At 33.4% G+C, this 15,301-nt stretch carries 12 protein-coding genes; 2 read left to right on the top strand and 10 right to left on the bottom strand.

The window, feature by feature from the left end:
• Nucleotides 1-17 precede the first annotated feature (17 nt).
• The 5 genes from STA7437_RS24035 to STA7437_RS24015 all read right to left on the bottom strand — a co-directional run bounded on the left by STA7437_RS24035 (nt 18) and on the right by STA7437_RS24015 (nt 4,846).
• Nucleotides 18-2,180: a dynamin family protein gene (locus STA7437_RS24035; protein ID WP_015195693.1), complete on the bottom strand. Its 2,163-nt coding sequence runs from the start codon at nt 2,178-2,180 to the stop codon at nt 18-20.
• A 678-nt stretch (nt 2,181-2,858) separates the two neighbouring features.
• The gene (locus STA7437_RS24030; RefSeq protein WP_015195692.1) at nt 2,859-3,353 is read right to left on the bottom strand and encodes a hypothetical protein; all 495 of its coding nucleotides are present in this window, start codon (nt 3,351-3,353) and stop codon (nt 2,859-2,861) included.
• A gap of 131 nt (nt 3,354-3,484) precedes the next feature.
• The gene (locus tag STA7437_RS24025; protein WP_015195691.1) at nt 3,485-3,748 is read right to left on the bottom strand and encodes a hypothetical protein; all 264 of its coding nucleotides are present in this window, start codon (nt 3,746-3,748) and stop codon (nt 3,485-3,487) included.
• A gap of 104 nt (nt 3,749-3,852) precedes the next feature.
• Nucleotides 3,853-4,158: a hypothetical protein gene (locus STA7437_RS24020; protein WP_015195690.1), complete on the bottom strand. Its 306-nt coding sequence runs from the start codon at nt 4,156-4,158 to the stop codon at nt 3,853-3,855.
• Between the two features lie 253 nt (nt 4,159-4,411).
• Nucleotides 4,412-4,846, bottom strand: a complete 435-nt coding sequence (locus STA7437_RS24015) for a hypothetical protein (RefSeq protein ID WP_150109204.1) — start codon at nt 4,844-4,846, stop codon at nt 4,412-4,414.
• A 247-nt stretch (nt 4,847-5,093) separates the two neighbouring features.
• On the opposite strand from STA7437_RS24015, the gene STA7437_RS24010 reads away from it, so the two are divergent.
• Entirely contained in the window at nt 5,094-7,520 is a 2,427-nt protein-coding gene (locus STA7437_RS24010; protein WP_015195688.1) for an NB-ARC domain-containing protein, read from the top strand.
• 68 nt (nt 7,521-7,588) lie between these two features.
• On the opposite strand, the gene STA7437_RS24005 is transcribed toward STA7437_RS24010, so the two are convergent.
• The 4 genes from STA7437_RS24005 to STA7437_RS23995 form a co-directional block, all read right to left on the bottom strand.
• Entirely contained in the window at nt 7,589-8,182 is a 594-nt protein-coding gene (locus STA7437_RS24005) for a hypothetical protein (RefSeq protein WP_015195687.1), read from the bottom strand.
• Nucleotides 8,183-8,274: 92 nt separating this feature from the next.
• Complete coding sequence (locus tag STA7437_RS24000) at nt 8,275-9,102, bottom strand: methyltransferase domain-containing protein (protein ID WP_015195686.1); 828 nt, start codon at nt 9,100-9,102, stop codon at nt 8,275-8,277.
• A 68-nt stretch (nt 9,103-9,170) separates the two neighbouring features.
• Nucleotides 9,171-9,302 (bottom strand): hypothetical protein, encoded by a 132-nt coding sequence (locus STA7437_RS27545; RefSeq protein ID WP_015195685.1) that lies wholly within the window; start codon nt 9,300-9,302, stop codon nt 9,171-9,173.
• 88 nt (nt 9,303-9,390) lie between these two features.
• On the bottom strand, nt 9,391-9,798 hold the full coding sequence (locus tag STA7437_RS23995; RefSeq protein WP_015195684.1) for a glycine-rich domain-containing protein: 408 nt from the start codon (nt 9,796-9,798) through the stop codon (nt 9,391-9,393).
• Nucleotides 9,799-9,933: 135 nt separating this feature from the next.
• On the opposite strand from STA7437_RS23995, the gene STA7437_RS23990 reads away from it, so the two are divergent.
• Nucleotides 9,934-11,235: a DUF1822 family protein gene (locus STA7437_RS23990; RefSeq protein WP_015195683.1), complete on the top strand. Its 1,302-nt coding sequence runs from the start codon at nt 9,934-9,936 to the stop codon at nt 11,233-11,235.
• On the opposite strand, the gene STA7437_RS25235 is transcribed toward STA7437_RS23990, so the two are convergent.
• Complete coding sequence (locus STA7437_RS25235) at nt 11,232-15,275, bottom strand: CHAT domain-containing protein (protein ID WP_015195682.1); 4,044 nt, start codon at nt 15,273-15,275, stop codon at nt 11,232-11,234. The two genes, STA7437_RS23990 and STA7437_RS25235, sit on opposite strands and share 4 nt — an antisense overlap.
• Between the last annotated feature and the right edge of the window lie 26 nt (nt 15,276-15,301).

Here is a 15,301-nt window from a genome sequence, read left to right as displayed (position 1 = left end):
TTTTACTGAATTTATTGTTAATTAAGTTTTTGATTTTCTAGAAAAGCTTCTTTGACTAAACTATTCCACTGTTGTTGAAGCTCTTTGCGTTCTTCCAAATCTTTAAATTCTGTCCAGACTTGAGAACGATATTTTCCTAATAAAATGTCCCACTCTTGTTCTATATCTTTGGCACGAGTAATATGATCTGCAAATTCTTCAACCATAGAAATCTGTACATTCGTAATTGAAAGTGCCAGATTTTTTAATGTTTCCTGACAAATAATAATTGCTTTTTGATGCCGTTGCTTGAGGTCAAGTATAATGTCCTCAACATTACCAAAAGAACCATTAAAAGGTTGACCTAGAGGTAAAGGAAAAATACTGTTATCGCTAATTTCTTGCCAAACCTTCGATTGAAGAAAACCTCGATAAGAAATCTCAAAAGAAGCCAGAAATTTAAAGCCTAACTTGAGTTTCGGGAAACTATCATTTAATTCATTTGCCATCGCTTTTAAGGATTCTAAGCCTTGTTTGTTATTTAAATTACCCAATCCTAAATCAACAAAGATTTCAACAATCTCCAATTTTGTTTTATTTAAGAAGTCTTTTAGTTCTATTTCTAAAAAATGAAAATGTTGTAGAAAAGTTGCTCGCATTTGTTGAATGGCTCTAAAATGCGGTTCATTGGGAATACCTTCTTTTTTGATCCAAACTTTGATCTCTTCGGAACTAGGAAAACCAGGATTATCCTGACAATTAGTAATAGCTATATCTACTTGATTGATAAATTCTTTACTAGGTTGATCTTTTAGAAGACGTGTTTTTTCACGGAAGTCTTCTATTTTTTCATATAGCTGCTTAACTAAATTCTCTCTAAAAGATACATATTCAGCATGACCATCCCCATAATCCTCAATAAGTTCTTTTGCCCTGGTTAACTCTTGCTCTACTTTAGATTGCAGACTTTTGAGACTACTTAAAGATGCAGATATATATTGTCTGTCCAAACGGACTATATTTTCGACTAAATATTCAAGAACCTGCTCTAAAACTTGATTGGCTTCTATAGAGTTGTTACAGTTAGCTGTTAGACATTGCTTAACTCTAATCCCCTTTTGCTCTCTTGTATTCTCAAAATCTTTACATCGTTGACGATTTTCTCCATCATAATTGAGCAGCATGAAAGACCATTCTTCTAAAGGTAATTTTTCCTCAAGTGCTTTAGAAGCTGTATCATACAAATTTATATCCTTTTCTCCCCAAAAATCTCCCATCTTATTAGGTCTGCGAATAAAGAGAATAAAGTCAACATCCTGACTTAGTGCAGAAATCATACGTTCCGCATCTCCTAGTCTAGTATCTCCCAAGCCAGGCATATCAACCAAAGCAATCTGTTGAACGTCAACTTTAGGAAAAGAACAAGAAACTTCGACTTTTTCGACTGCTAAATGATTGAAGAATTTAGGATTACTATTACTGTCATATTCTTGTGAGACGTATTGTTTAATTTCACTTTGAGCAATTTCCTTACGCCATTTTTCTGGCTTTAGAGAGTTTGCATACTTATCAAAATTAAGATGGTATTCATCTTTTAGATGTTTATAAAGTGACTCAATTTTAGCTAATTGACCATGATTAATAGGCATCGAGGGAAGAGACACATTACGAAATTGGGTCAAGGTTTGAGGAGGATTAGGAAAACCTAATGCTTGGTAATAAGGTTCAATCACTTCCTCTAAAAAAGATTTTTCGGAATGAAAATGAACTACACCAGAAGTTATTCCCTCGGAGTGAAAAATGTTACTTTGAACCGTAGTACATGGCTGTCCATCGCTACTGGGAATTTCATTGTCTGTTAATCCAGATACCGCTTGAAGAAAAGTACTTTTCCCTTGGCGAGCTAGACCAACAACACCAATATTTATTGAATTACGTTCAAAGCGTTTCCAGAGATTTTCCCATACCTGTTGTTCTTGAATAGCTTCTTCAATCAATACTGAAAAATTAATTTGCTTCAGTCGTTCGATAAGTTTAGGAGTTATTCCAGGTTTTTCTAAAAGAGTTTGCTTTTGTGTTTTGAGTTTACGCAGTGAAGCCTCCAAAGATTTTAACTTCTCTTGTTTTTGTTTCGGTTCAGCAGCAGTAGTTTTGCGCTTGCTGATAATATCGTTGATGATCTGAGATTTTTCTAAAGCCATTATCCTAAAGCCACTAAAATAAGTTCTTAAGCGATTTGCTAGTGATGATTGGTAATTAGTTATTGGAGAGGTAGATTGAGATATACAAATAGCTTCTTTATATAAGTAAGACCCGTAATTAGCTGAAATAAAGGTGATTACAGATTTTTTTTAGAAATAACTTAACAATATTTATTTTTATCTGAAAAACCTGGTATTTGCTACATTATTTAGCTGAAAGTTCGCTTTGCTAATGCTAAGAATGCCATTACTCTAATTCTTTGACCCTTAGACAATTTGGCAACATCAGTTTTATAAAATTCCTTGAGAGCCAATTGCTTTTCAAATTCAAAATCATGTTCATGATTTAAATTAGTCCAAAGCTTCTTGAAACTGTCAATCAAATCTCGAACTGATATATCAACAGGTAAGCCTAATCCTCCTGGGCTACAAATTTGGACATTAAATAACTCCTCAGAAAAAAGTAATGAAGTATTGCAAATAGAGATATTTTGGTTAAACTTGAGAGAAAAATGATCGCTAGATTAGAAATTATGCTCGCTCAATCCTTAAAATCACAGAAACTACATTAAATATTTAAAGAACGAACAAACTCTGTCAAGTTTTTCGACCTTTTCTCAGAACCCTCGCTCGACTAAAGATTTATCATTAAAACTAATTAAACTTGCTTTAAATTTTTTAAATTTGTCGGAGAACGAGCGTAGTGCGATAGGTCGAACTTAGATTCGAGTCAAATAGAGTATTGCTAACCATAGCAGCAGTACTACTATCATTTCCCCATTCCATATTCATTATTGGTGGGTTGACATTAAAATCTATTTCTCCAAAACACCAAGTACTTGCTACGGAGGCTGATACAGATAAAAAAGTCATGCCTTCAAAGACAACCCTATTTCCTTGTGTAACGTAATTCCCTTGTAACGGAAACATATCTTTTCTGCCATTAGCAGGGGCAAAAAAAAAGGTTCCATTAGAATTAAACTGCCATATAGCTCCTGCTACCATGTCGAAAGCTTGAGATTTCCATTCATTTCGACCCTTTAATTGCTCAAAAATAATTATTTCCTGTACTGCAAAAGTTAATTGAAATGGCGTATATGTAGCTATGTCTTCCATAGATGTTTGAAAAGGCTTTTCTAGATTGGGCCAAAAATTCAAAGCAGATATAAGCATTTTGTATTTGCAGAAAAAACGAGCGAATTTGCCTTCTATAGTTTGACTCAGTAATGACTTTCAATGATTTCAAAAGTAGGCAACCTCTTGTCACACGAATCTTATGTACCGCCAACATGTCTGACAAGTGCTTAATTAGCTTTTGCAAATCGAAGCACGCGAGTTTCTTTTCCAGTACCAACATTAATTAATTTGTGAAAATCTATTCCAGAGCCATATCCTGAATAGGTAAGGGTAACTGCCGAACCAACTTTGGGGACAACTTGGTTATCGTACCAGTCATACCAAACGAAGTATTGATCGCCATTTCTTAATTGAATCAAAATTTTAGCTGCTGCATTAGTAGCATCCCAATCAAAATTTTGAACTACAGTAACTAAAGTTGTATCAGGCATTTTAAAATCTCCTTCTCTTGTTTGTTGGATATTTTTTTGTACGAATAGAATTATGAATTCATGCAAGGAATAGAAAACAATTAGATTGTTCGAGTACTTTTAGTTCAAGTGGGTTTTTTAATGACATCAAAAGAACGATCTTGGTTATACTGAGACACGAAGCGATCGCGATTGAGTATATGCTCGCTACTGAGATTTAATAATTGCAAATAAAACGATTTGGGCAAATCGATTTGAGCAATTGTTTTAGCCTGGTAAAACCTGTCAATTAAATGTTCGTCGATTTTAATTTCTAATACAGAATGATTTTCTGGAGGAATGACTGAAACTTTATAAAAGAGAGGAGAATAACCAATTGCTGTAATTCGACCCTTTCGATCGTGCCATATATGTATTCTTACTTGAGACATTAATCAACCTTTTTAAAATCAAAGCAAAATTCTTGAAGAATCGAAAAAGTTATAAAATTTACGCTGTCAAATACCATGAAAAGGGAGGTTGCATCCACAGCTAAGGAAGTAGTGGCAAAAAATGCCGTAGCAAAGTTAGATTGTTTTTTGGTACAGTCTCCCCAATAGCAGTTTTAAAAATCCTTTTTTTCAAAAAGATGTGTCTTTTTATCTCAGTGAAGTATGTTTGTTTTATTAATAAAACAGTTAAAATTTATACATCCTTCGTAATGCCAAAAACAAACTTTAATTCATCGATTGAAGGAATAGCAAACATGATAGGAATAATAGAACCGATCCCAGAAAAAACATTTTCCATATGAAAATCTGGTCGATCGAATTGTTCGGCAATATAAACACCGAGGCGAGCAGTATATAAATAATTTAGTGCTGAATTAAGTGTTACAGCACCAATCGCTCCCACGCCAGTGGCAATTAATAGCCATTGCAACGCTTTGCTACCAAAATAATACGAACCTGCACCTTGAGCGAGGTTGACACAAAAACGCTGAATGGCACCTTTCTCAATATAGCCATTGCCAGAGGTTTCAGCGATGCGATAAATCATACTAATCCAAACTCCACTAACGCCAAGTAGATCGACCCCAGGAACAAATGTTCCGGGAACTGCCAGACCTGCGGAGGCCAAGGCAGATTGATGGACGATATCTTTGTACTTTCCCAGATCGGCAACAGACGTAATTTTGTCACTCATCGTTCAAAATCTTTAATATTACTTTCAACTTTAAAGTCGGCAAAACGTCGATAATTATCGATACTCGGGGAACGAATAAACTTTGTCAAAGATTTCGATCTTTCTTTGAAACCTTTATTACAAATGTAGTTTGGGCAAACAGATACAATCGGTAAACTCTTTTTGTAATCTTTTTTTTATAATGTCGGAAATACTCAAACAGGAAGTACGCAATCTATTAAACAACCTGCTTAAATACGATTCTCAAAAAAATCCACCTTTAAAATCATCATTAAAATTAAAAACCAAATGGCATCAAACAAGTTTGAAGGTTGACACAACTTTAGATAGTCTATTAAATGCAAAGATATTTGAATTGATAGAAACATTTTCATCTTCGCCAAATGATAAACCCTCCAACTCCAAAGATCGTCTGAGATATCTTCTCAAAGAGATACTCGAAGAAAAGCTAAAACTTTTAGAAGATAAACGAGTTAAAAATGATAAAGGCACATATAGAGGGATCAAAAACTGGATATTCACTCTCAAACTCTGGCATTCACCCGAAGAACTTGCTTATATCGAACGAAATCTACGAGCATTTGAACAACATTGGTACACAATATATCCAACTCAATTCAATCGACAACTTCCTCTTTACAATCTTCCCCCTCGTCGTTATACAAAACTCTTTGGCTACGAAAGCGAGCTAGATCGCCTCTTAGAATTACTTTCTGCTAAAAGTAGGGAACAAATAATTTGTCTTCAAGGAATGAGTGGAAGTGGTAAAACGGCACTGGCTTTAGAAGTAGCCTATTATTGTCTGGAAGCTAGTAAAGATAAGACTAATACTCTTTCCTTTGATGCGATAATTTTTACTTCTGCTCAAACTACTCATGTTGTGGGCAATAATATAATGCCTAAATTACTTGGAGCAGAGCAGTATCTCGGTGATATCGTGCGAGTCATAAGCGACACTTTACAATTTCCTCTCGAACCTTCTTTAGATTTCGAGCGACAATTGCGACTTCTATTAAATTATCTAGATCGTAAAATCGTTCTACTAATTATTGATAACTTAGAAACAGTAAGAGATCGCGATACTATTGCCAATCTAATTTCTCATTTTCCCGAAACAGTCAAAATTATCCTTACTAGTCGAATCCCCTTCCCTCAACTCAATAGTTGTTCGATTACTCTAACTCACTTACAACCACAACCAGGTGGAGAATTAATCGATGATTTAGCAAAAAAGTTCCAAAGAATCCTTCAAAGTGAGCAAATAACCTCAATTTATAGTCGAACGGGAGGATTACCTTTAGCTATTACCTATCAAATGGCACAAATTGTCACCACAGGAATTCCAGACAATCTGATTGGAATGGTGGTAGATAATACACCTGATGAGTTACTCCAATTCTGTTTTGCCGATTTAGTTAAATCTCTCTCTCCCACTCCCGCCTATCACTATCTGCTAATTGCCGCTTTATTTAACCAATTTGCCAGCACAAAAGCGATCGCATACATACATCGAACAACTGAAGAAATTGCCTCTTCTCATCTCCAACACCTAGCCAATCTATATCTATTATTTCCCCAAAAAACAGAACAATATACTCTTCACTCCCTCACCCAAGAATATCTGCAACAAGAATTAGAGAAACAACCCGATTATCAAGCCCAAATTCGCGCTCGCTGGGTGCAATGGTATTTAGAATTAGTCGAACCTTATATTTCTCTGTCTGCTGATGAGTGGCATGATTATCGAGAGATAGAAGTAGAATGGATAAATTTGCGTTCTGTAGTTGAGTGGTGTACGCTCGACAATCGCTATTTGGATGTGAAAACCTTTTGGCAAAGTTTAAAAGGATTTACTCGCACTTTAGGATATTGGACGGAAAGAAATATTTGGTTGGATTGGCTACTAGATCGCGCTATTTTAGCTCGAGATTGGCAAATGGTAGCAGAAGCCAAATTTCATTTTAGTCAAACTTTGGCTCATATCGATCAAACCGATGCTAGCGGTCGGGCTATGAAACTCGCACGAGAAGCTTGGGATTTAAAAGAATATTGTTCTCTAGATTGGCAACTAGATTTATCCTTATATATTACGGCTCTCTATACCCGCCAAACGCAAACCAACAGTTGGAAAACAGCCCAAACCTGGTGCGATCGCAGTCAACAAATCTTTCAAACTCTGCCAACTACTATTCCCAACTACTCAGAAAAAAAATGTCAATTATTCTACTATCAAGCGGAAATTTATACCCACTCCCAAGAGTTTGGAACAGCCTTAGATACCTACCAAACAGCACTGAAAATTGCCAAAACTAACAATTATCACAGAGGGATTGCTTATATTCGCGCCCGAATTGCTGTAATTTTAATTAATCAAGATCTACTAACTGAAGCGAAAGAAGAATTACTCTCTCTACTAAAGCTTACAGAGCAACATCAAGATAGACGTTCTCGTACTTTTTGTTATCAGTATCTAGCTATAGTTGCCAAAAAACTTGAAAATGTTAAAGAAGCCAAAAATTACGCTACTCTAGCTCAAGAGGGTTTTAATAATTTGGCAATGGAAGCCGCCGCCGCCGAGATGGAGAAATTTATCGCAGAATATAATTAGATTCCCATTTAGCTATTTCTTCATTATCAAAATTTAAAATTTATCTTTTAGCGATTAGCAATAAACAACTAAAGTAAATCTTGAACCTTAAAATTATCCCTATTGAAAGCTACTGAACTTGTAATCGTTAATTCTTTTTCTCGCAAAGTTGTCAATAAAGCCGAGTCATCTTGAAAAACAGCCCAAAAAGGTTTTAAAAGCTCTATTTTGTCTTTAGGCAAAGAATAATAAATTTTATTTTGCTCCACTTTTATATCTTTAGGTAATACTTGGTGAGGAATTTTATTACCCAAAAAAGTTTGCCATCCTGCAATTAGATAACGATAAACTATTGAGTTACTCTCTAATTGAGGAGAATTAAGTAATTTTAATTTTCCTTTAATATAATCATCTTTAACAATAATCTTTTCGGGAGTGAAGTGTAACTTAGCCTTAATTTTTTCTGTTTCTATTACAGCAATCATCCCTTCCTTTTCTTCAGGTTGTAAACTGGTAAGATGTTCGACTCTTGCTTCAGCTTGTTTACACAATAGTAAAACAGTTTTTTCTTTAAGAGTTAATTGCTTGTCTTCTCGGTTTAAGAGAATATACTGCTGACTAAATTCTTGAGTTATTTTTTGAGATTGTTGCCAAATATTTTTTACGTTGTGTAATTTTTTCATATTCAATAACTATGATTGATGTTGTCTGACATATTACTGCAAAGCTAAGATATGTACGACAAAAACAATAACACGATCGCACCACGAAGTAATTATCGAGTACCAGTAGCTACAAATAAGCCAAATGCACCCCAAGCATGAGTTACATTAACTAATTTTGCCGTTTCTTCACGAGCAGCTAAAGCTAATTTTTCAAGATTGCGATCGAGAGCATAATAAGGACTACCAAACGAAAATAACTCTAAGAACTGCTCGATTCCACCTAAGCGATCGCTAGTTACGACTTCTACTCTAGTTTTAACATTACTAAAACCCGCTTTAGATAAATAACTTCCTAATTTATAACCAACCCGAGCATCTCCTCCTTGGCTAGCTTGAATAGTTCTCAAACCTTCTCTTAATGTTCTAAAAGCTGGTGGTTCGGGATTTAAAGCAAACCAACTATCTGCAACATCAACTAGACAAACTTTCCCCTCTGGTTTGAGGACTCTAGCAATTTCTTTCAAGGCTTTTACAGGTTCGGCTAAATGCTGAAATAATAATCGCCCATAAACAAAATCGCTTACTCCATTGGATAGATTGAGAGCATAAACATCGCCGAGAACAAATTTAACATTAGTTAGATGTTTTTGCTTTTGAAGTTGTCTGGCTGAGTCTAATAGACGCTCGCTACAATCTACTCCCAATATATCTGCATTGGGAAATTTTTTGGCGATCGCAATACTAATCGTACCAGTTCCACAACCGAGATCGACAATCTGCATTCCTTCTTTTAATCCTGCATCTAGCCAAATCTTTTCTTCGAGAGGTAGTAATGAATTTGCTTGATAGTTCAATCTATCTTTTTCCTTTTTTCGCTCGATAGTTGCAAAGCAATCGAAGTCATAAGAACCATCTTTTAGGTTAGTTATTGGTTTCATTGTCTCGATTAATTATATAATTTGCCGTAAAGTGGGCATCAATTGCCCACTCTTGATTACCTATTCAATTACAAACGAACCGATTTAGTTAAATCGCTCAACTGTAGTTTGATACTAGGACGTTGTAGATTGCCTTTTTTGTCGAGGAAGCAAAAACCAGCTTCAGGCATTAAAAAGCAAAACGCAGCTTGTGAATTCATTGAATGACTCCTGATGAAATAGCAATTAGTAATGACAAAAAATTAAACGACTAGTGATGAACGAGCGTTCCTTAACAACCTCGATCGATTACATCATCTCTACCCCAAAATGCTTAACCCATAAAGCTTGGGTTTTAATAAATGCCTCATCTAAAGCTTCGCGATCGCTTTCATCTTTCATGCCAAAATAAGGATAATGATCCATAAATTGACCGAACAGATTTTGACAATCTTTTCGATACTTAGCGGTATCTAGGATATGAAAATGCCAGACGCGATCGATAATTTTAGAAGGTACAACGATCTTTTCGGAATAGAGATAACTCAAAATGAGAAACCGTCGGTACTGTTCGATGGCTTCGGTAGCTTGTTCGAGCGACCAAGCTATACCATCTTCTGGGTGCATCAGTTTAAAAGCGATCGGGCCAAAATTGATTTGGTTTAGGCAACTTAAAAACTCCTGCCCTTTTAATTGGGTTATTAAGGATGAATTCATCACATCAGTTGTTTGATTTGAATTTCGTCATGTATCCAATTGAATCAAACAAACTCAAGTGACGAAATAGATCGTGTAAAAAAATAGATTATGTACAAACTTACATATCGATTTATATCGTTTAGTTTAACCAGAATGAATCATCAAGAAAAATTAGAATTCATTAAAGTTTTTCTAAATCAAACACCTCGTACTCAAGAGGTATTAATAGAATTTATAAATTCCAATAATTATCAAGATATTGCTAAAAAATTAAAGATCGAACCTAACACTGCCTCTCAACATATAACTAAAGTTTGTAAAGAACTTAAGTTAAGACAAAAGTTTCCCGATTTATCTTCTAAAGAGATTAGTCTGGAGTTGAGAAAATTATTAAATCTATATATAGATGACATTGCTGTCGATAAAATCAGCCAAGCTTTATCTTTAACAAGAAAAACAGTAAATTATCGCTCGAGACAAGATTTTAGACAGGGACAAATAATTATTATTATCGATATAAATCCATTACAAATTAACTTTAATTTTCTTTGTAAGTTTTTGAAAGAAATTCAAAGATTTTTTGGAAATGATGTTATTACGATCAAGAAAATCGAAGATGGAAGTATTAAATTAACTATCACTGGAACATTAGAAGGTTGTCAAAGAATTAAATCTCAATTTGACGCTGGAGAATTAACAGAAATATTAGAAAGTCGCGTTATAGATGTCTCTTTAGTCGAAGTAGAAGTAGAAACAGAAAATAATCTTTGGACTAATTTAAGCAATTGGTTACAATCCAATATTTTACCTGACTGGGAACTAGAAGAAATAGTTGGTGCTACTATTACAGCTTTAAGAACTAATCCCGACTTTTTTGCTACTCCTGCTTTTGGTTCATTAATGGGTAATTCTAACGAAGAAGAATTAACATCAATTTCGGAATTATTAGCCAATCTTAATAATGAAGATCTAAATATAGTGCGTTTAGCAGCCCAAGAATTAGGCTCGAGGGAAGCTAACAATCGAGAAGTAATTGCTCGTTTAAAAGAAAAATTAAACACTATTAACGACCTCGAAACTCAATGGCAAATTGCTTTAACTTTAGGCAAAATTGCCCCAGAGAAATACCTCCAAGCTAAAGCACAAAAACAAATTATAGAGTTAGATGATACATCTTTAGAATTAGTCTTAGCTATTAAGAACGAAGATGATGATTTTATCGATATTCTAGTAGAAATAAGACCAGATTGGAACGACTATCTACCTATAGGTTTAGAAGCAAAAATATTAGAAGAATCTGGAGAAGATTTTTGGCAAGATGATTTTGTTTCAACTCAGTTAGTTACCGATAGTCGAGCCTATATTTATTTTAATTTTTGGGGAATGCCAGGGGACAGATTTATTTTACAACTTAGTTTAAACCATACAATATTGCAGAAAAACTTCCAAATTTAAGAACCAATTAGATAAAAAGCTCCCCAATAGTAAGGATGTCTAAATGGGTAAAGTTGATTTTTGAGTTTTTCTTTATCAATTGAATTAACAGACAAATTTTCTTGACACAACCATTTCCATAATTCTTTATTAGTAATGTTTTTCAGCCACACTTGAGCTTGTTTTAATGCGTCACTAGGAGTATTTCCCAATTTTAGATATTTATAAAATTGCAACATCAAGCAAGCTGTGGGCAAGTCTCGTACTTCCCATAAAGAAACCAAAACTGCTTTAACTCCGGCAGCCATCAAACCACGAGCTAATCCAATTACACCATCCCCAGTAATTTTACCTCGTCCCGTAGAACAAGCACTCAAAACCACTAATTCCGCATTTAAAGATAAAGTTTGAGGCGGTGCAAACCGAGCTAAAATTTCTCCTACAGTAAGAAATCCTTTCTCTTCTCCTTCTGATGCTAGAGCAATTCCCCCTTCTAATGGTTGTAAATCGTTAAATTCAGCATGAGTACCAAAATGAATAATTTTTGCTTGAGGAAGTTGAGTTAAGATTTCTTTTTTAGTTGCTTGTTTTCCCAACAGTGGTTTGGTTTTGAATAAATTTGATATAGCTTTAGCAGCATATTCGGCGTATGGTAATGTCTTAAAAGATGGCATTTGGGGATTACCTACTACTAAAACATTTTGGGTATCGCTATTATTTACAAAATTCTGCTGAGTTAAATTTAAAGTTTGAATGGAAGGGGATAAAATAATCGAATACTGCTCGATTAAATATCGATCGCTCTTGGAATTGAATAAGTTAGCAAAAGGTATTTTAAATAAACTTTTATGAGGTATTAAGATTATTTTATTTGCTGAAGATGTATTTAAAAAATGTTCGATCGGTTTGATTAATAATCGAGCGAGTTCAGTCAATAAAGTTTGACTTTTTGCTAATTCTGTTGAAGAACCAAGATGATGCGAACTTTTAGCTTCTTCTAAAAATCTATCTAAGCCATTAATTTGCTGTTGTAAATTATAATTTAATTCAATTGTTTCTAAAAAAATAGAACCATTTGGTTGTATTACCCAGATATAAACTTTAGATTCGATTTCTCCTCGATCGACAACAAAATATTCAACAATTGTCGCCGAATAAGTTTGAGCTAGTTGTTGAATTTGCTCGAAATTAATTTCGGAACTGTTAACAGGAAAATTCCTCAAATCTTGACTAATATCTCGAGCAAAGCGTGTTGCTAAAAGATCGGCAAAAGCTCTTGCTCTGGATTTTTCTGAAAAAATTAGTGCTTCTTTAACATCTCCTAAAGCAATTGATATTTCAATAATTTTAGTAAATAAAGGTTGCGCTTCTTCTAAAGCCTCAATTTTTTCTAGATCTTCTACTAACTTACTGCGCCATGTTTCAATATAGCTAGCTAAATTAAATAAATCTAACCTAGATTTTTGTTGATTCACTTCAAAAAATTCGACAATATTCGCTCGCGACATAAAGTCATGTTGAAGGCTAATTGTCAAACAAAATCCCTTAACTACTTGAAAGTAATGTAAATAGCAACGAAATAAAATAGTTTCTATCTGAGATAATTTTGGATTTTCTGTCAAAAAACTTTCAATTTTTCGCTCTAATTCTCTTAGATTTATATTATCGTTTGATTTGTAATGTATCTTACTTAAATGATACTGATTTTTTAAATTAAAACTTAACTGACTGAGGAAAGCGATCGCTAAAGTAACATCTTCTAACAAAGAAGGATAATCAATAAATATTGTTTCTTTAAGCTTTAATAACTCTTCAATGTTTAAATTAATTTTTTCTTCAAGTAGAGTAAGACGATCTCGTAAAATCGACCAAGCTTCAAGAAAATTAATTTTTCCTCGAACGATATTAAAATTTAATTCTTTTAAATTATTTAATTCACTTTCTGTAAGAGTAATGAGAGCGAGCAAATTTTGCTCAAAATAGTTGTAAAAATTGACTAATTCATTTCGGCGATTGAGAGGATATACTTTAAAAGGTTGACGAATTAAGCTAAATGTTAGTGTTTTGTTTTCTCTTTGGATCGTGATGGCAATTTTAGTATTAGATTCACCTATAAGTAACTTATAAACTTCTTTAATAGGGATATATCGAACCTCAACTTCATTCACCTCAATTAAAATATCTCCTGGCAAAATACCTGCTAATTCCGCGGAACTATTTTTAGCAATGTCATTAATAATATTTCCTAAATTATTTTTTTGATCAAAAAATATCCCAACTTTACCTTGCTCATTTTCACCATTTAATAAAAATCTAGTTTCTTCTAATCCTTCAGTTAGAATGTGACAACTTTGCTTAAACTTAGCAAAATCATTCTTAATAGAAGCTGTACGTTCTTTAAATAATATACTTGCAGATTGTTCTCCACCTGATAATTGTATTACTTCAATTAGATGCTCTAAATGAGCGAGTAAATTATTATATTTACCTAAATAAATATTATTTCTTAAAACATAAAAAAATAAAGAAAAGTATTCACTAGTTAAATCCTTTGATTTTTCTTGAGAAGATATATCTAATTGATGTCGTTGATGACGATATAAATTGAGAACTTCTTCTAAAATAATGAGTCCTTGTTCAAATCTTTGTTGATGAATTAATTCCTGCCCTAAATTTCTAAACTCTTCTAAAAATATTTCATCATTTTGTACTGCGATTTCAGTATTGATAGGCAATTTCCAATTAGCAATAAAAATTTGAGATTTAAAAGGAAAATTGCCTATTCCCCACATTCCATATAAAGTACCACCTCGATTTAATGAACGAAGATACCCCCATCCTTTTTCTTCTCGATCTGTCCAACTGAATTCTAGAAAATTACCTTCTGCAATACCGATAATCTCTCCGCCTGAAACTTCATTTACTCGATTATAAGCACCTCGAACTTCATTACTATTTTGTTCTAATGTTATCTTTCCTATAGCTTCTACATTAGTTAACCAACATCCAGTAAAATTTGAGTTTTCAGAATTAAGAGATTGGCGTAATTCTTCTACTTGTTTGCTTTTTTCTATTTCGCCAACTATAGTTGCTTGGTAAGTACTAGGCTCTAGGCTATCGATATAATATCCAGAAGCTACAATATTTCCTGTAACGAGATCGCCATCAATTATTAAATTAATAGCAATATTTGTTCCCATTACAGGAACAACATTTTTTTCTAATTTATTTTCTTTTTTACTACACCAAGTACAGTTTGTTGTTGGTAAATTTTCTTGATATTCTAAGTTTATATTAAGTAGCTGAAAGTTAGCATTATCTGTTTCTATTAGAGAATACCAATCATTATTTACAAATAGTTCTATTGGTTGACAACACCACTTAAGACTACCATGCTGCAACCCCGATGTTATTTTATAGAGTAATGAAATACTATTAGGTTTTTTTTCTTCTCGGGAAAAATTAAGATATAAATAGCAGACTAAAGAATTAAAAGGCTCGGTTTCCGTACTTCCTGCTAAAGAAACGCGATATTTTTTTGTTAATGGGAAAGAATTTATATCTAAATCAAATTGTTTATTATCTACAACTGTTAAAAATTTATCCGCTCCGAGCGAGTAATTAATTTTTGATTTGCCATATTCCTCAAACTCATCTCTTAAAAAAGCAGTAGGTTCTAACTTTTGAAAAATTCTAGCAATTTGTAATGGTTCATTATAAGTTGATAAACTATAAATTCCATCTATAATTAATGATTCATCTTTTATTTGTATTATTCCATCTAAAAAAACTTTTTCAAATTCAAGAACTTGTTCTGCTCTAATTTTATAAGCTGTACCAAGTTTTGTATATGTAGCCGTTAAGGGAAAAAGTCTTTCAAAAAGTGTAGCTCTAGGTAGAAAAATTAATTGGTTCTCTGCCTTAAATATCCATAATCCCAACTTAAAAAGCGAATCAATCTGACGAACTGCAAATGAAGTCCCTTGTTTTAGTTCGATTTGAACTTGTTGATTTCCTTGATAAATTACATCTTTATTTAAGGTAAATTGTTGTTTTTGCATATTTTAAGCAATTAATTTTTACGTCT

Source organism: Stanieria cyanosphaera PCC 7437 (assembly GCF_000317575.1).
In the GTDB taxonomy this organism is placed as follows: domain Bacteria; phylum Cyanobacteriota; class Cyanobacteriia; order Cyanobacteriales; family Xenococcaceae; genus Stanieria; species Stanieria cyanosphaera.
The sequence above is the reverse complement of the archived record's forward strand: the minus strand, read 5'-3'. Positions and strand labels throughout refer to the sequence as shown.